Genomic DNA, 15,659 nt, shown 5'->3' with positions numbered 1-15,659 from the left:
CCGGCTACGTTCCAGCTCATCCCGGCAACGGTTACCCCCTCCCGGCGACAGCTCCATCCCCCTCCCGGCGACGGTCCCAACCCACCCCAGCGACAATTTCAGCCCGCCCCAGCGAAGCTTCAAGCCCGTCCGGCGTTTGAGGACGAGGCGCGGAGCGCCGATAGGGCGGGGGTCCAGGGGGCGGCAGCCCCCTGGTTTCGGGAAGGGGCGGGGCTGGGGAGGCACAGCGCAGCGTCACCCCGCCCACCCCGAGGAGCAACCCCCATGAGCCCCAGCCACAACCCCGACCCCAACCCGAGCCACAACCCCGACCCCAACCCGAGCCCCAGCCCCGCCCCCAGCCCGGGCGCCGACCACGCCCAGGACCGCTGGACGGAGGTCGACGACTACTTCGGCGACCTCCTCGCCCCGGCGGACCCCGCCCTCACCGCCACCCTCCGCGACAGCGAATCCTCCGGCCTGCCCCCCATCAACGTCGCCCCCACCCAGGGCAAACTCCTGCACCTCCTGGCCAGGATCCAGGGCGCGCACCGCGTCCTGGAGATCGGCACCCTGGGCGGCTACAGCACCATCTGGCTGGCCCGCGCCCTGCCCGCCGAGGGCGGCCACCTCCTGACCCTCGAATACAGCGAGGAGCACGCGGCCGTGGCCGCCGCCAACCTCTCCCGCGCGGGCCTCGACAAGATCACAGAGATCCGCACGGGCCCGGCCCTGGACTCCCTGGCCGCCCTGCACGCCGAGGCCCCCGCCCCCTTCGACCTGGTCTTCATCGACGCGGACAAGGCCAACAACCGGAACTACCTGGAGTGGTCGCTGAAGCTCACCCGCCCGGGCAGCCTGATCATCGTCGACAACGTCGTACGCGGCGGCGGAGTCGTCGACGCCGACAGTGACGACCCGGCCGTCCGGGGCACCCGAGCAGCCCTGGAACTCATCGCGAGCCACCCCAAGCTGGACGGCACGGCGGTGCAGACGGTGGGGCTGAAGGGACACGACGGCTTCGCCCTGGCCCGCGTCCTCGACTAGGGCCTGTCCGACATTCCCGTCCGCCACCCGACGGCACGCTCGACCAGCGCGGCGGCGCGGTCGGGCGCCCCGGAACCTCCACACCGCCCCTGGGTAGGGTGGAAGCGACAGCACACCGTGTACCGGAACAGGAGCAGTCGTGAGCGAGCCGGCGTCCACCGCCAAGCAGCAGCAGATCGCCAGGGAACTCCAGGTCGCCGAGACCTTCGAGGCCGAGCGGGAGATCGAGCGCCGGGTGGCCTTCCTCGCCGAGCGGCTGACGGCCACGGGCCTGCGCTCCCTGGTGCTCGGCATCAGCGGCGGCGTCGACTCCACCACCGCGGGCAAGCTGTGCCAGCTCGCCGTGGAGCGGGTCCGCGCCGCCGGGCACGAGGCGCGGTTCTACGCGATGCGGCTGCCGTACGGGGTGCAGGCCGACGAGCACGACGCGCAGCTCGCGCTCACCTTCATCAAGGCCGACCACGTCCTGACCGTGGACATCAAGCCCGCGAGCGACGCCGCCCTCGATGCCGCGCTCGCCGCCGATGTGGCCTTCCGCGACGAGGGCCACCAGGACTTCGTACACGGCAACATCAAGGCCCGGCAGCGCATGATCGCCCAGTACGCGGTGGCGGGCGCGCACAACGGCCTGGTCGTCGGCACCGACCACGCCGCGGAGGCGGTCTCCGGCTTCTTCACCAAGTTCGGTGACGGCGCGGCCGACCTGGTCCCGCTCGCCGGTCTGACCAAGCGCCGGGTGCGCGCCGTCGCGGACGCCCTCGGCGTGCCCGCCGAGCTGGTGTGGAAGGTCCCGACGGCGGACCTGGAGACCCTCGACCCGGGCAAGGCGGACGAGACGGCGCTCGGAGTCACGTACGACGAGATCGACGACTTCCTGGAGGGCAAGCCGGTGGACGAGCGGGCCTACGAAAAGATCGTCGACCGCTACCACCTGACGGAGCACAAGCGGCAACTGCCCGTCGCTCCCTGACGGAACGCCCCGCCGCGCCGCCGCCGGTGCTCAACTCTCGTGATAGAACCCCACGTTGACGCTCCGCGGCCCCGACCGGTCCTGTACGACGACCTCGCCGGTGCCGCCGCGGGGCAGCGGCGTCGTGGCCCCGTAGGCGAGGGACACCGCGGAGCCGCCGGTCAGGATGCGCACCTCGGCGGCCGGGTCGGGCTGCGAGCCGCGGACCCAGGTCACCGTCCAGGCGCCGTCGATGCGGCAGCGGAACTCCAGATGCGTACGCGAGACGAACAGCCAGTCCTGCGGCGGCGAGAGCCTGCACACGGCGCGGTCACGCCCCACGCGCAGGACCGCGCCCGGATCGCTCGGCGCGTCCGCCATCAGCATGCCCGCGGTCGCTCCCGCGTCCGCGGCCCCCGACACCATGGCCATGGTGAGCTCAAGCACCTGGGTACCCCCCGCCCCTGAATTCCGGACCACCGCGCGCATCCTAGCCCCGTACGCCGTAGCACGGCCCCACCACAGGACCCGCGCCCGGGTGTGCCCTCTGCGACCATGGACGCATGACTGAACGGAAGCCACCGGGAGTCAACTTCGAGTCCTGGGTCGACAAGCAGATCCGGGAGGCGGAGGCGCGCGGCGACTTCGCCGCCCTGCCCGGCCGCGGCAAGCCGCTGCCGCACGACGACGGCGCGGCGTACGACGAACTGTGGTGGGTCAAGCGGAAGCTGGCCCGCGAGGGAGTCTCCGTGCTCTCGCCGACGCTCGCCCTGCGCAATCCGCCGCCCGGGCCGCCCCTGGGCCTGCGGCCCTTCGATGTGGACGAGGTGGCCAGGGACTGGCGGGAGCGGCACGGGGCCTGAACGCGCGGAGCGTGGACGCGCCCCGGGCGGGTGGCTGTCGGCCCCAGGTGCCGGGGGGTGTGTCGCCCGCGTCCGGTCGTGCGCGACGATGGTGCCCATGAGCATCGTGAAGATCAACGTCCTGACCGTGCCGGCCGAGCAGCGCGAGGTCCTCGAAAAGCGCTTCGCGTCCCGCGCGGGTGCCGTGGAGAACTCGGACGGCTTCGAGTGGTTCGAGCTTCTCCGCCCCGTCGAGGGCACCGACCAGTACCTGGTGTACACGCGGTGGCGTGACGAGGCCGCCTTCCAGGCGTGGATGGAGGGCCCGATGAAGTCGGCCCACCAGGGCGGCGGCGAGCGCCCGAAGCCCGCGGCGAGCGGCTCCGAGGTGTGGTCCTTCGAGGTCGTCCAGCAGGCGGCCCCGCCGACCACCACCGCCTGAGGCCTACCCCTCATGCCGATATCTTCCGCACCTTCCGCATCGTCCGCGTCCTGGGCCGTGGCCCCCGAGCCCGTCGGCTCGGCGGCGGCGGTCGCGCTGTGGCGTGCGTACTACACGGAGGTCAGCGACCGCTGGTACGAGCTGCGTGAGGGGCGCCGTACGGACGGCGCCGAGCTGGAGCGGGGCATCGCGGCGGACACCGGCGCGGAGCTCTCGCCGCCCGCCGGTGTCCTCCTCCTGGCCCGCCACGACGGCGAGCCCGCGGGCACGGCAGGAGTACACCTCCTCGCCCCCGGCACGGCCGAGCTGACCCGCGTCTTCATCCTGCCCGGCCTGCGCGGCAAGGGCGGCGGGGCGGTCCTCCTGACCGCCGCGGAGGAGGCCGCCCGGGCCCTCGGCGCCACCCGCGTCCTCCTCGACACCCGGCACGACCTCGTGGAGGCACGGGCCCTCTACGTCCGCCACGGGTACGTGGAGGGGCCCCCGCACAACACCGGCACGTACGCGGAACGCTGGTACCGCAAGGACCTCACCCCCCGAACGGCCTGAGCGCCCCCGCCCACCCACCCCACGGGTGGGTGGGCAGGCGCCGCGGGGCACCGCGGACAACCCTCCGTACGGCAACCTGACGACCGCCGGTCACGGGCGGGCGGGCGGGAAACCCCGCCGCGATAGCGGCGGAAGAGGCCCACCGCGCCGGGCGGCGAGGGCAACCCCCCGTACGGCAACCTCACGACCGCCAGTCACGGGCGGGCGGGCGGGAAACCCCGCCGCGGCAGCGGCGGAAGAGGCCCACCGCGCCGGGCGGCACGGACAACCCCCCGTACGGCACCACACCCCCCGGCAAGGAAACACCCCCGCACGGCACCACGGCCAAGCCAAAGAGTGGGACCTCTACGCCCGCCGGGCGGGACGCTCCGCGTTGGAGCCGCACATCTCCGCCCCCAACTCCGCCACCAGCTCCCTGAGATCCGTCGGCCGGTCCGGCCCCCACCAGTCCCCGAGCAACTCGGAGAGCGACTCCTCACGCGCGGCGGCGAGCCGGACGGCCACCTCCCGGCCGGAGTCGGAGAGCCGCATCCCGAGCCCCTCGCGGACGGCGAGCCGCCGTTCCTCCAGTTGCCGGGCGGCCTGGGTGACGACGGTGAGCGGCACCATGTTGCGCTCGGCGAGCGTGCCGGGTTCCACGTGCCCGTGCCGGGCGATCCGAAGGAGCAGCCAACTGGCCGCGGGCAGCAGGTCGCATCCGGCCCGCTCGGTGATCCGCACATACACCTCCCGCCGCCCCGCCCGCGTACCGAGCAGGGACAGCGCCCGCGCCACCTCGTCGTACGAGGACCGCTCCACGGGGTTGCTGGCGAGCGTCTGCGTGGGCTCGGGCGCCCGTACCGCCCCGCGCAACCGGTCCTCGCGCAGGAACCAGGCGAGGACGAAGGCGACGAGGGCGACCGGGGCCGCGTACAGGAAGACGTCCGTGATGGCGGAGGAGTACGCGTGCAGCGCCCCGGCGCGGGCCCCTGGCGGCAGTTCCGCGATGCCGCGCGGGTCGGCCTTGAGGGAGTCGACGCCGGCCCCGGCGGGCAGTTCCTGCCCGCGCAGGGCGTCGGTGAGCTTGTCCCCGAGCCTGCCGGTGAACACGGTCCCGAAGATCGCGACGCCGAACGAGGCGCCGATGGACCGGAAGAACGTGGCGCCGGACGTGGCGACGCCGAGGTCTTCGTAGCCGACGGCGTTCTGCACGATGAGTACGAGAACCTGCATGACGAGGCCGAGCCCGAGCCCGAAGACGAAGAAGTAGGCGCTCATCTCGCCGGTGGGACTGTTCTCGTTCAACTGGTGCAGCAGCAGCAGGCCGAGCGTGGTGACGGCGGTGCCCGCCACGGGGAACACCTTCCACCGCCCGGTGCGGCTGACGATCTGCCCGGACACCGTCGAGGCGATCAGGAGTCCGGCCACCATCGGCAGCATGTGCACGCCGGACATGGTCGGTGAGACGCCCTGGACGACCTGGAGGAACGTCGGCAGGTACGTCATGGCCCCGAACATGGCGAAGCCGACGACGAAGCTGATGACGGCGGACAGGGTGAAGGTGCGGATGCGGAACAGCTTCAGCGGGATCACCGGTTCCGCGGCCTTGCGCTCGACCGCCACGAACCACACGGCGAGCACCACGCCGAGCACGGCGAGCCCGACGATCTGCGCGGAGCCCCAGTCCCAGGTCGTGCCGCCGAGCGAGGCGACGAGGACGAGGCAGGCGGCGACGGACGCGATCAGGAAGGTGCCCAGGTAGTCGATGGTGTGCCGGGCGCGGCTCGCCGGAATGTGCAGGGCCGCAGCGATGACGCCGAGCGCGACGACGCCGACGGGCAGGTTGATGTAGAAGACCCAGCGCCAGCTCAGGTGTTCGGTGAAGACGCCGCCGAGCAGCGGCCCGAGGACACTGGTGGCGCCGAAGACGGCGCCGAAGAGGCCCTGGTACTTGCCGCGTTCGCGCGGCGACACCAGGTCGCCGACGATCGCCATGGAAAGGACCATGAGCCCGCCGCCGCCGAGGCCCTGCAAGGCCCGGAACCCGATGAGCTGCGGCATGTTCTGCGCGAGGCCGCACAGCGCGGAGCCGATCAGGAAGATGACGATGGCGGTCTGGAAGAGCTTCTTGCGGCCGTACTGGTCGCCGAGTTTGCCCCAGAGCGGGGTCGCGGCGGTCGCGGCCAGCATGTACGCGGTGACGACCCACGACAGGTGCTCCAGGCCGCCGAGGTCGCTGACGATGGTCGGCAGGGCGGTGGAGACGATGGTCTGGTCGAGGGCGGCGAGGAGCATGCCGAGCAGCAGTGCGCCGATGGATACCAGGACGCCGCCCGGCACGTGTTCCGAGGAGCCTGCCCGGCGCCTCGCTCCGGCAGGGCGGGGGTTCACGTCGTGCGTCATGGACACCTCCTGCGGGTGCTCACTTTCCATCGTCGTCCGTGTCTCCCGTTATGGCCTGTTGAGTCGTGCGGCTGCATACTCCTGAGAAGCCCTGTGGGGTCGGCGAGGGACGGGAGCGGGCAGTGGGTACGGAAGACGCGGCACGGGGTCGGTTAGGCGGGCCCGGGGAGCCGGGCGTGACAGGGGCGGCAGCGGAGGCCGGGTGTCCGGGGGCCGGGTGCCCGGGGTGCGGTGCGGCGCGGGGGCCCGGCGGTGAGCCCGCCTGCGGCTGCGCCGGTGCGGCGGCCCGCGCGGTCCTTGAGACGCGGTCGGCCCAGGCGGCGGCAGCGGAGGACTTCGATCCGCTGCGGATCCGCCCGTACGTGACCTTGCCGGAACCGTCGGCGCCGCTGCCGCCTCCGGCATCCGGTCCGGCCCCGCACCAGGCCGCGCAGCCGCCCGCCACGGCCTCCGGGACCGGAGCCGGAGCTACAGCAGGCACCTGGACGGGCGCGGCGGCCGGAACCGGGACAGGCACCTGGACAGGGGCGGTGGCCGGAACCCGAACCGAAGCCGGAACCGAAGCTGGAACCGGAGCCGGAACCGAAGCCGAAACCGGAGCCGGAGCCGGTGCAGGCGCCGGGACCGGCACCGGGCCGGACCCTGGAGCCGTCGCCGCCGCCCGCGAGCGCCGCCGCAGCCGCGCCGCCCTGTTCTCCGGCGCGGGCATGCTCGCCGCATCGGCGGCCGTCTTCGCCGGTGGCATGTACGCGGGTGCCGGGGGCGGCGCCGGCGGGGTCGACGGGCACACGGACCGCGCCCTGCCGGACACGGCGTCGAGCGACCCCGACCGTCCCGACACTCCGGCCCCGGAGGCCGACAGGCCCGCCCTCCAGACGTCCGTGCGGTCCGCGGCCCCCGCGCCGACCCGCACCGCGCCGCGCGCGGCGAGACCCGCACCGGAACCTTCGGCCTCGCCCCCGACCGCGTCGGCGAAGAACGATTCCCCCCGGCCACTGCGGGAACCGGCCACGTCACCGACGCGTACGACGGCCCGCGTGACCGGCACCGTGATCCTGCCCCCCGGTCCGCGCCCGCAGGGGTTCCGGGCCCTGCACGTGGGCGACACGGGTCCCGCGGTGAGCGAACTCCAGTACCGACTGGGGCAGTTGTCCTTGTACGTGGGCCCGCGGGACGGCACGTACTCCCCCGCCGTCGCCGAAGCGGTGGTCCGCTACCAGTGGGCGCGGGGCGTCACCGACGATCCGCCGGGCACCTACGGCAGAGCGACCCGCCGGGCCCTGGAAACGGAGACGACCGCCCCCTGAGGCGCGCCGCGCGCTCAGCCGAAGACGAGCCGTATCGCGCCGTCCGCGGCCGCGGTGACCCGGAGCCGCGTGAGGTCGTCCACCCACACCGTGGGCTCGTGGGCCCCGGCTCGGGGACCGATCCCCACCACCCGCATCCCGGCGGCTTTACCGGCCGCGATGCCTGCCCCGGAGTCCTCGAAGACGACGCAGTCGGCGGGGTCGAAGCCCAGCTCGGCGGCGCCCTTGAGGAAGCCCTCGGGATCGGGCTTGCTGGCGGAGACGCTTTCGGCGGTCACGCGCACCGCGGGCAGCGGGAGCCCGGCGGCGGCCATGCGGCCGGTGGAGAGCGGTACGTCGGCCGACGTCACCAGGGCGTGCGGCAGGCCGGTGAGCGAGGCGAGGAACTCGGGGGCGCCGGGCACGGGGACGACGCCGTCCATGTCGGCGCTCTCCTCGGCGAGCATCGCGCGGTTCTCTGCGTGGTTCTCGGCCATGGGCCGCCCGGGCAGCAGCAGCGCCATCGAGGCGTGGCCCTGGCGGCCGTGTACGACCTTCAGGACCTCGTCGCCGTCGAGGCCGTGCCGGGCGGCCCAGCGCCGCCAGACCCGCTCCACGACGGCGTCGGAGTTGACGAGGGTGCCGTCCATGTCGAGCAGGAGGGCTCGGGCGGTCAGTTCGTTCACGGCCGTCATCGGCGCACTCCAGAGGGAAGAACCGCAGGGAAACGCGGGCAGAGGCAGGGAAACGCAGGCAAACGCAGAAAATCGCGGACGCGGGCGTCCGGAAGAGCAAGGCGGCCCCGCCCGCCGGTCAGGGAGTACGGGCGGAGCCACTTTGTTCCCTCACGGTACAAAACTCGTCCTCCATGCGCCAACATCGCAGGTCAGACGGTTACGCCAGCCCGAACCACCCCGAAGAAGCAATCTGCCCGCTCACGCCACCGCCTCGATCAGGCTCCACACGCCGAGCGCCAGCATCAGGACCGCCGCGACCTTCGTGATGAGGGACAGCGGCACCCGCTTCATCAGCGCCTTGCCGCCCACGATGCCGATACCGGCGACCGCCCACAGCGCGAGCACCGCGCCCAGGCCCACGGACAGCGGGTCGTCGTACCGCGCCGCCATGTTGGCCGTCATGATCTGCGTGAGGTCGCCGAACTCCGCGACCAGGATGAGCATGAAGCCCGCTCCCGAGACCCGCCAGAAGCTCTGGTCCTTCGGCGCCTTTACCTCGTCGCCGTCACCGTCGCCCTTGGAGAGCAGCAGCATCGCGGCGCCGCCCAGGAAGAGGACGCCGGTGAGCGCGTGCACCAATTGCTGCGGAAGGAGTGTGAGCACGCTGCCCGCGGCCACCGCGAGCACCACGTGCACGGCGAAGGCGGCGGCGACTCCGGCGAAGACGTACGAGGCGCGATAGCGGGTGCCGAGGACGAGCCCGGCGAGCGCGGTCTTGTCGGGCAGTTCGGCGAGGAAGACGACGCCGAAGACGAGCGCCGTCACACTGATGCTGATCAAGGTTCCTCAATCGGTCGGGCCGCCCCGCCGAGAGTTCCGCAGCCTTCGCGTACGACACCTCGGCACGGCAGCGCACGGCTGCGCACACGGGTGTGCACGCGGGGCACTGCTTGCCGAAGGTCTCGCTGGCCGCCCACCGTGTGGGCTGCCTCCGGGCGCCGGCTCAGACGAGCTGAGCAGTATGTCGACGGTCCGGCGAAGAGCTACTCCCCTTCTGCTCCGGCCATCGTACGCGACCCGCACACCGCCCCGGCCAGGGACTTTAGCCCCGCCCAAGCCGATCGTGACCCGCGCCACACCGGACGCCCGGACCGCCACACCGGACGCCCGGACCGCCGCGCCGGACGACAGGACCGCCGCGCCGGACGACAGGAGCGCCGCACGGGACGACAGGAGCGCCACGCCGGGCGCCGGAAGCGCCACACCTGACACCAGGTGCGCCACCCGCGGCCACCCGGCACACACGCGCCGGTCATTTCACCCCGAAGTACCAACTTCCGCCTCAACGCGCCTTCATGACGGGGCACCAGAACCCTTGATGTTTACAGGTGATTGACGCGACCCTGTCACCCAGTGCACATCTCGGGGCCACCCGAGCGCGCCAGCATGACCGCCCCACCGGTCAACATCCCCCCACCTCAAGGGAGTTCCCATGCCCAGGTTCTACGCGCGTCACCGGGCCGCCGCCCTCGGCGCCCTCACCGCCCTGGCCACCGCAGGCACCCTGCTCACCGGCTCGCCCGCCCAGGCCGCCCCGCCCACCCCGGTCGACGCGGGCACCGCACGGACCTACCTCAGCCAGCTCACCGTGCGCGCCGAGGGCTCATCCGACGGCTACAGCCGCGACAAGTTCCCGCACTGGGCGACCCAGTCCGGCACCTGCAACACCCGCGAGGTCGTCCTCAAGCGCGACGGCAGCAACGTACAGCAGGACGGCAGTTGTGCCGCCGTCTCCGGCACCTGGAAGTCCGACTACGACAACGCCACCTGGACCCAGGCCTCCGACCTCGACATCGACCACGTCGTCCCGCTCTCCGAGGCCTGGAAGTCCGGCGCCAACGCCTGGACCACCGACCGCCGCAAGGGCTTCGCCAACGACCTGGGCCAGCCACAGCTCATCGCCGTCACCGACAACGTCAATCAGGCCAAGGGCGACAAGGACCCGGCCGAGTGGATGCCGCCGACGTCGTCGTACCACTGCTTCTACGTCCGCATGTGGGTGGACGTGAAGCACCACTACGGCCTCACCGTCGACTCCGCCGAGAAGAGCAAGCTCGCCTCGGTCCTGAGCGACTGCTGAGCGATTGCTGAGCGATTGCTGAGCGACTGCCGATCGGCCGTGGATCGGCCGTGGATCGGCCGCTGATCACTTCGCTTCGGCGGAACCGTCCCGCCCGCCTCCGTCGTTCCGTACCGTACGGGGCGACGGAGGAAGGTGATCACTGTGGCACGGCTGCGCCTGGGTCCACTGCTGAGGTACGTCGACGGCGCGAGCGCGACCGTCTGGGTGGAGGCCGACCGCCCCTGCACGGCCGAGGTGCGCTGCGCCGACGGCACCAGGGGCACGTCCCGGACCTTCCAGGTCGCGGGGCACCACTACGCCCTGGTGCACGTCCAGGGGCTGCGCCCGGGCACGGACACGGCGTACGAGGTGTCGCTCGACGAAAGCCCCGTGTGGCCGCTGCCCGACTCGCCGTTCCCACCGAGCACCATCCGGACGCCGGGCGGCGAGGGCGGGCCCAGGAGCGGTGAGAGCAGTGAGAGCGGTGAGAGCAGCGGGGACGGCGGGACCGTGCGGGTGACCTTCGGTTCCTGCCGGTGGGCCGCGCCGCCCGCGGCGGAGCACGGCGGATCTCACGGCTCCCGGCTGCGCCCGCAGCAGGACGACCCCATCGGGCCCGACGCCCTGGACACGCTGGCGGCCCGCATCGCCGCCGACCCCGCCGCGCCGCGCCCCGACGTGCTGCTGCTCCTGGGCGACCAGGTGTACGCGGACGAGGTCTCCGACGACACCCGCCGCTGGCTCGCCGCCCGCCGCGACCTCTCCGAGCCCCCGGGCGACCAGGTCGCGGACTATGAGGAGTACACCCACCTCTACTACGAGTCCTGGCTGGACCCCCAGGTGCGCTGGCTGCTCTCCACCGTGCCGAGCTGCATGATCTTCGACGACCACGACGTCATCGACGACTGGAACACCAGCGCCTCCTGGCTGGCCGGGATGCGGGCCACGCCCTGGTGGCGCGAGCGCATCCTCAGCGGCCTGATGTCGTACTGGGTCTACCAGCACATCGGCAATCTCCCGCCGAAGGAACTGGAGCGCGACGAGCTGTTCGCCGCGGTGCGCGCCGCGCCCGACGGCACGGACGTCCTGCGCGCGTTCGCCGCCGCGGCCGACACCGACCCGGCGTCGACGCGCTGGAGTTACCGCAGGGACTTCGGCCGCGTCCGCCTGCTGATGGTCGACACCCGGGCAGCGCGCGTCCTGAAGGAGGACGAGCGGGCGATGCTCGACCCGAAGGAGGCGCAGTGGCTGCGCGAGCAGGCCCTGGAGGGCGGCTGCGACCATCTGCTCATCGGGACGTCGCTGCCGTGGCTCCTGCCCCATCTCATCCACGACGCCGAGGGCTGGGACGCCGCGCTGTGCCGCGGCGAGCGGGGCGCCCGCTGGGCCCGTTTCGGTGAGCGCCTTCGCCGGGCCGCGGACCTGGAGCACTGGGCGGCGTTCCCGTCGTCGTTCGACTCCCTGGCGGCCCTGATCGCCGAGGCCGGTGCGGGCGCGGACGCCCCGGCGACGGTGTGCGTGCTCTCCGGTGACGTCCACCACGCGTACGTCGCCGAGCCCACCTGGCCCGACGGCGGCCCCGACGCCCGCGTGCTCCAGTTGACCTGCTCGCCGGTGCACAACTCCATCCCCGGCTACATACGGGGTGGCTTCCGCTTCGGCTGGAGCCGGGTCGGCCGGGCCCTCGGGCGGCGGTTCGCACGGCACGGAAGGCTCCCCCGCGCCGCCGTCGACTGGCGCAGGACCGGCGGCCCGTGGTTCGGCAACCATCTGATGACCCTGACGATGCGGGGCCGGTCGTCCCAACTGCGGCTCGACCGGGCGCTGGCGGGCAAGGACGGCGCGGAGCGGATGGAGACCGTGACGGAGACACAGCTCACCACGTGAGCCGGTATGCCCTTTCCGTGGGCGTGACTCGGGCCACTTCTGTGGGCGTGACTCGGGCCACAACCGGATGACGATCCTCCAAGCGGGGTCCGGCAATGCCGCTCCCGGCGGCATGATGTCCCGGTCCCCACGTCCGCCGGGGGCACGATCCGTACCGGAAGTCACGATCCGTACCGGGAGTCACGCCCTTGTCTGCTGCCCCGCCCGCTGACCCTTCCATAGCCGTCGTCGGCGCGGGGCCACGCGGCACCAGCGTCCTGGAGCGCCTGTGCGCGTCGGCCGCCGAACTGCTGCCCCTGGGGGCGCGCCTCACGGTCCACGTGATCGACCCGGCGCCCCCGGGCCCGGGGCGGGTCTGGCGCACCGCCCAGCCGTCCGAGCTCCTGATGAACACCGTCGCTTCCCAGGTGACGCTGTTCACCGACGCGAGCGTCGACTGCGCGGGGCCGGTGCGGCCGGGGCCGAGCCTGTACGAGTGGGCCGCCCGCGGGCATCTGCCGGGGCTCGGCCCCGACGACTATCCGACGCGCGCCGACTACGGCCGCTATCTGGAGTGGTTCTTCGCCCGCACCGCGGCCACGGCCCCCGGCGGTGTCCGCGTCGTCCCGCACACCGCCCGCGCGGTCGCTCTGACCCAGGCGCCGGACGGCCTCCAGACCCTCGCGCTCGACGACGCCAAGACCCTGTCCGGGCTCTGTGCCGTCGTCCTCACCCAGGGCCACCTGCCGACGACCGCGGAACCTGCCCTGGCGGAGCTGTCCGCGTACGCCGCCCGGCACGGTCTGCGCCACCTCCCGCCCGCCAACCCCGCCGACGTCGACCTGAGCGCGGTCGCGCCCGGCGAACCGGTGCTGCTGCGCGGGCTCGGCCTGAACTTCTTCGACCACATGGCGCTCCTGACCGTGGGGCGCGGCGGCCGCTTCGTGCCCGGCGACGGCGGCGGGAGCGGGAGCGGCGCCCTGCGCTATGTGCCCGCGGGCAGCGAGCCGCGCCTGTACGCCGGTTCGCGCCGCGGTGTCCCGTACCAGGCGCGCGGTGACAACGCCAAGGGCCCCTACGGGCGGCACCGGCCCGTGGTCCTCACCCCGGAGGCCATCGCCCGGTTCCGCAAGCGCGCGGACAGCGGGGACGCGCCCGACTTCCGCGCCGAGGTCTGGCCGCTGATCGCCAAGGAGGTCGAGACGGTCTACTACACGGCGCGGCTTGACGCCTCCGGCGCGGCGGACCGGGCCCGTGCCTTCCCCGACCGGTTCCTCGACACCGCGCCCGGCAGCCCCGAGGAGGCCGCCGTCCTGGACGGGTCCGGGTTCGCTCCCGACGACCGCTGGTCCTGGGAGCGGCTCGCTCGGCCGCACGGGGGGCGTGTCTTCCGCTCCCCGGGCGACCACCGCGCCTGGCTGCTCGACCACCTGCGCGAGGACGTCGCGCAGGCCGCGCTCGGCAATGTGGCGGGCCCGCTCAAGGCGGCCCTCGACGTGCTCCGCGACCTGCGCAACGAACTGCGCCTCGTCGTCGACCACGGCGGCCTTTCGGGCGCCTCGCGCCGGGCCCAGTTGGACGGCTGGTACACGCCCCTCAACGCCTTCCTGTCGATCGGCCCGCCGCGGCGCCGCATCGAGGAGCTGACCGCGCTGATCGAGGCGGGCGTCGTGGAGGTCATCGGCCCGCGCCTCGACGTGCGCTGCGCGGACGGTGCGTTCCTCGCGCACTCCCCGGACGTGCCGGGCTCCGGGGTGCGGGCGACCACCCTGATCGAGGCGCGGCTGCCCGAGCCGGACCTGCGGCGCACCGGGGACGCGCTGCTCGCGGGGCTCCTCGCCGCCGGACAGTGCCGACCGCACACCGTGGACGGCTACGAGACGGGCGGGCTCGACGTGACGCCGCGGCCGTACCACCTGATCGACGGCGCGGGGCGACCGCACCCGCGCCGGTTCGCGTTCGGAGTGCCGACGGAGGGGGTGCACTGGGTGACGGCGGCGGGGGCGCGGCCGGGGGTGGACTCGGTGACGCTGTCCGACGCGGACGCGGTGGCGCGGGCCGCGCTGCGGGCGGTGGTGTCGCCTTCCGGGTGCGACGACCCGGGGCGGGAGATTCTCACGAAACACTCAGATGTTGAAGTTGCAAGTACTAATTAGGCGGACCTAATCTTGGGACTCCCGATCGGTTCCCGTCCCCGAACCGGTCAAGACCGAAGGAGTCCCCCACCATGACTGGACGTCTGGACAGCGCCCAGCCCTACGCCCTCGGCCTCTTCCGCATCGTCGTCGGACTGCTCTTCGCATGCCACGGCGCCGCCTCCCTCTTCGGCGCCCTCGGCGGCGCCGACGGCGCCGGCGGCACCATCGACGCCGGCACCTGGCCCGGTTGGTACGCGGCGGTCATCCAGCTCGTCGGCGGCAGCCTGGTCCTGCTCGGCCTCGGCACCCGCGCGGCGGCGCTCGTGTCGTCGGGCTCGATGGCGTACGCCTACTTCAAGGTGCACCAGCCGGAGGCGCTGTGGCCGATGGAGAACGGCGGCGAGGCCTCGGCGATGTTCTGCTGGGCCCTCCTGCTGCTCGTGTTCACCGGCTCCGGCGCGTTCGGTCTCGACCGGGTGATCGCCTCAGTCCGCCGCGAGCGGGAGCCGAAGGCCGCGGACGCGGAGCGCACGCCGGTCGCGGCCTGACCCGCACCGGCCCGCACCGGCCCGACCCGCACGGCGCACGGACGGCGCCCCCTGCTCCGTATGCGGTTCCCGCTACGGAGGAAGGGGGCGCCGCGCGCTCACTTCCCGGCGCGCGGCTCGAACGGCACGGTGAAGCACGCCACCCGCTTCCCCGCGCCGCCCTGTTCGCGGTGCAGCACCACCGATGCCGCCGCGCCGGGCCTGAAGTTCCAGGAGTGGACCGCCGACGCCGCCCCCGAACCGTCGCGGCGCGCGGTGAAGTCCAGCCACACCTCGTTGTCCGGATTCACATAGGCCGGATCCTTCGACGGCTGCACCGGATCCGGGTGGTTCTGGTAGTGCCCCCCAGCCGCTTCGGGGTCGACGCCGCACGGCTTGCGGTGGACGTGCACACCGAACGCATGGCCCGCCCGCACGCCTTGGACCCGCAGGCCGACCCGGGTGCCACCGTGCTCGTGGCGCTGCGTGACCTGGAGCCGGGCACCGGGAGGCACGAGGTTCCGGTCGTAGGTGAGGGCGGGCGAGTGCGCCTTGGACGGCGCGAACCGCCCTTCCGCGCGCACACAGTCGACGCCGTCACCCGGTGCGCCGCCGCTCGCCGTGAGCACGGCGGCCGCCACGGCCGCGGTCAGTATTCCTGCCACCATCGTCGAGTCTCCTCGTATCGCCGTCGAACGCCCGTTGTGTGCGCTTCTGCTCCGTTCGTACGGGACATCCGGGGCGACCGCCCCACCAGGGACAGCAGTTGGGTGAACGTGATGTAGCGAACATCTGAGCCCCCAGTGGATCTACGGACGACAGTCCGGCGTACGCTGTACCGCTGTCATCAGGC

15 protein-coding genes are annotated in these 15,659 nt (G+C 73.2%); 10 read left to right on the top strand and 5 right to left on the bottom strand.

Annotation, left to right across the window (positions count from 1 at the left end):
- Positions 1-264 precede the first annotated feature (264 nt).
- Both IG78_RS0123765 and nadE read left to right on the top strand, forming a co-directional pair.
- Positions 265-1,026, top strand: coding sequence for an O-methyltransferase (locus IG78_RS0123765; protein ID WP_078965904.1), 762 nt, complete (start codon positions 265-267; stop codon positions 1,024-1,026).
- A gap of 139 nt (positions 1,027-1,165) precedes the next feature.
- Positions 1,166-1,996 (top strand): NAD(+) synthase, encoded by an 831-nt coding sequence (nadE, locus tag IG78_RS0123760; RefSeq protein WP_030566484.1) that lies wholly within the window; start codon positions 1,166-1,168, stop codon positions 1,994-1,996.
- A 30-nt stretch (positions 1,997-2,026) separates the two neighbouring features.
- Here nadE and IG78_RS0123755 read toward each other — a convergent pair whose 3' ends face one another.
- Positions 2,027-2,422 carry an FHA domain-containing protein gene (locus tag IG78_RS0123755; protein ID WP_030566482.1) on the bottom strand — a complete coding sequence of 132 codons (396 nt, stop codon included), beginning with the start codon at positions 2,420-2,422 and terminating at the stop codon, positions 2,027-2,029.
- A gap of 116 nt (positions 2,423-2,538) precedes the next feature.
- On the opposite strand from IG78_RS0123755, the gene IG78_RS0123750 reads away from it, so the two are divergent.
- The 3 genes from IG78_RS0123750 (at position 2,539) to IG78_RS0123740 (ending at position 3,808) form a co-directional block, all read left to right on the top strand.
- Positions 2,539-2,838 (top strand): DnaJ family domain-containing protein, encoded by a 300-nt coding sequence (locus tag IG78_RS0123750; protein WP_030566480.1) that lies wholly within the window; start codon positions 2,539-2,541, stop codon positions 2,836-2,838.
- Positions 2,839-2,935: 97 nt separating this feature from the next.
- Positions 2,936-3,259 (top strand): antibiotic biosynthesis monooxygenase family protein, encoded by a 324-nt coding sequence (locus IG78_RS0123745; protein ID WP_030566478.1) that lies wholly within the window; start codon positions 2,936-2,938, stop codon positions 3,257-3,259.
- A 12-nt stretch (positions 3,260-3,271) separates the two neighbouring features.
- Positions 3,272-3,808 (top strand): GNAT family N-acetyltransferase, encoded by a 537-nt coding sequence (locus tag IG78_RS0123740; RefSeq protein WP_051852890.1) that lies wholly within the window; start codon positions 3,272-3,274, stop codon positions 3,806-3,808.
- 345 nt (positions 3,809-4,153) lie between these two features.
- Here IG78_RS0123740 and IG78_RS0123735 read toward each other — a convergent pair whose 3' ends face one another.
- Positions 4,154-6,190: an MDR family MFS transporter gene (locus IG78_RS0123735; protein WP_030566474.1), complete on the bottom strand. Its 2,037-nt coding sequence runs from the start codon at positions 6,188-6,190 to the stop codon at positions 4,154-4,156.
- Positions 6,191-6,366: 176 nt separating this feature from the next.
- Between IG78_RS0123735 and IG78_RS48300 the strand changes: the two genes are divergently transcribed.
- Positions 6,367-7,497: a peptidoglycan-binding domain-containing protein gene (locus IG78_RS48300; RefSeq protein ID WP_157855862.1), complete on the top strand. Its 1,131-nt coding sequence runs from the start codon at positions 6,367-6,369 to the stop codon at positions 7,495-7,497.
- A 14-nt stretch (positions 7,498-7,511) separates the two neighbouring features.
- Here the strand turns inward: IG78_RS48300 and IG78_RS0123725 are convergent, their stop codons facing one another.
- Together IG78_RS0123725 and IG78_RS0123720 are read right to left on the bottom strand one after the other, a co-directional pair.
- The gene (locus IG78_RS0123725) at positions 7,512-8,171 is read right to left on the bottom strand and encodes an HAD-IA family hydrolase (protein ID WP_030566470.1); all 660 of its coding nucleotides are present in this window, start codon (positions 8,169-8,171) and stop codon (positions 7,512-7,514) included.
- 240 nt (positions 8,172-8,411) lie between these two features.
- Positions 8,412-8,993: a TMEM165/GDT1 family protein gene (locus tag IG78_RS0123720; RefSeq protein ID WP_030566468.1), complete on the bottom strand. Its 582-nt coding sequence runs from the start codon at positions 8,991-8,993 to the stop codon at positions 8,412-8,414.
- 652 nt (positions 8,994-9,645) lie between these two features.
- On the opposite strand from IG78_RS0123720, the gene IG78_RS0123715 reads away from it, so the two are divergent.
- From IG78_RS0123715 to IG78_RS0123700, 4 genes are all read left to right on the top strand, one after another.
- Positions 9,646-10,293: an HNH endonuclease family protein gene (locus IG78_RS0123715; RefSeq protein WP_030566466.1), complete on the top strand. Its 648-nt coding sequence runs from the start codon at positions 9,646-9,648 to the stop codon at positions 10,291-10,293.
- A gap of 144 nt (positions 10,294-10,437) precedes the next feature.
- Positions 10,438-12,162, top strand: coding sequence for an alkaline phosphatase D family protein (locus IG78_RS0123710; RefSeq protein WP_030566464.1), 1,725 nt, complete (start codon positions 10,438-10,440; stop codon positions 12,160-12,162).
- Positions 12,163-12,350: 188 nt separating this feature from the next.
- Positions 12,351-14,297, top strand: a complete 1,947-nt coding sequence (locus IG78_RS0123705) for an FAD/NAD(P)-binding protein (RefSeq protein ID WP_030566462.1) — start codon at positions 12,351-12,353, stop codon at positions 14,295-14,297.
- Between the two features lie 71 nt (positions 14,298-14,368).
- Complete coding sequence (locus tag IG78_RS0123700; protein WP_030566459.1) at positions 14,369-14,827, top strand: DoxX family protein; 459 nt, start codon at positions 14,369-14,371, stop codon at positions 14,825-14,827.
- Positions 14,828-14,925: 98 nt separating this feature from the next.
- Here IG78_RS0123700 and IG78_RS0123695 read toward each other — a convergent pair whose 3' ends face one another.
- Complete coding sequence (locus IG78_RS0123695) at positions 14,926-15,474, bottom strand: superoxide dismutase family protein (RefSeq protein ID WP_030566457.1); 549 nt, start codon at positions 15,472-15,474, stop codon at positions 14,926-14,928.
- Positions 15,475-15,659 lie beyond the last annotated feature (185 nt).

Source organism: Streptomyces aureocirculatus (assembly GCF_000720475.1).
Taxonomy (GTDB): domain Bacteria; phylum Actinomycetota; class Actinomycetes; order Streptomycetales; family Streptomycetaceae; genus Streptomyces; species Streptomyces aureocirculatus.
Note: the sequence above shows the minus strand (reverse complement) of the source record. Positions and strands in the feature narration are given on the sequence as shown.

Excerpts from the sequence above, each read along its gene's own strand:
- IG78_RS0123765 (WP_078965904.1), top strand. The coding sequence starts at position 265 with ATGAGCCCCAGCCACAACCCCGACCCCAACCCGAGCCACAACCCCGAC.
- IG78_RS0123750 (WP_030566480.1), top strand. The coding sequence starts at position 2,539 with ATGACTGAACGGAAGCCACCGGGAGTCAACTTCGAGTCCTGGGTCGAC.
- IG78_RS0123745 (WP_030566478.1), top strand. The coding sequence starts at position 2,936 with ATGAGCATCGTGAAGATCAACGTCCTGACCGTGCCGGCCGAGCAGCGC.
- IG78_RS0123740 (WP_051852890.1), top strand. The coding sequence starts at position 3,272 with ATGCCGATATCTTCCGCACCTTCCGCATCGTCCGCGTCCTGGGCCGTG.
- IG78_RS0123735 (WP_030566474.1), bottom strand. The coding sequence starts at position 6,190 with ATGACGCACGACGTGAACCCCCGCCCTGCCGGAGCGAGGCGCCGGGCA.
- IG78_RS0123725 (WP_030566470.1), bottom strand. The coding sequence starts at position 8,171 with ATGACGGCCGTGAACGAACTGACCGCCCGAGCCCTCCTGCTCGACATG.
- IG78_RS0123715 (WP_030566466.1), top strand. The coding sequence starts at position 9,646 with ATGCCCAGGTTCTACGCGCGTCACCGGGCCGCCGCCCTCGGCGCCCTC.
- IG78_RS0123700 (WP_030566459.1), top strand. The coding sequence starts at position 14,369 with ATGACTGGACGTCTGGACAGCGCCCAGCCCTACGCCCTCGGCCTCTTC.
- IG78_RS0123695 (WP_030566457.1), bottom strand. The coding sequence starts at position 15,474 with ATGGTGGCAGGAATACTGACCGCGGCCGTGGCGGCCGCCGTGCTCACG.